Below are 497 nucleotides of genomic sequence, written 5' to 3'. Positions count from 1 at the left end.
AAAGCAGCGTTTCAACGCCATTACGCCACCATTGCGTCAGATTTCCTGAGACACGATCGAACTGCCAGCGTTGTTGCTGATGTGTCAGCTCCAGCACGTCATCTTTTTGTGTTAAGACCGGAGGCTCACCCGCCTTCACCGGCGGTGCAATATACAGCGGAGCCGGAAGCGGCCATTGCTCCCACGCACAGCGATGGTTTGCCGGTGACCACGGCGTTGCCCGAGGCTGCAACACGGCCAGATTAAGCCAGACCTCACCCGGCTCAGCCGTGAACTGCGGCAGAGAGATTTCGAGGCGCTGCACACCCTGTGGTGCAACAGAAAGCGTGATATCCCCAGCGGCCAGTACCTTCCCGTCGCGAAGCACCGACCATTCCAGCAACTCGTTATCCGTATGGCGGAACAGGTAATCGCTCTGCACCTCAACCACCAGCGGAGACGTACTCACCAGCGTGAAGATGAAGAACTGCTGGGCGCGCTGCGCCTCATACAGTGCC

General features: G+C 58.8%; 1 protein-coding gene. It reads right to left on the bottom strand.

Annotated elements, in window-relative coordinates:
• The coding region (locus ACJ9N4_RS12340; protein ID WP_411500521.1) for a beta-galactosidase domain 4-containing protein at window positions 1–497 on the bottom strand (497 nt) is incomplete at both ends.

The sequence above is a fragment of the Enterobacter sp. LM3 genome (assembly GCF_046622475.1).
Lineage (GTDB): Bacteria > Pseudomonadota > Gammaproteobacteria > Enterobacterales > Enterobacteriaceae > Enterobacter > Enterobacter cloacae_P.
This window is presented reverse-complemented; position numbering and strand designations above follow the sequence as displayed.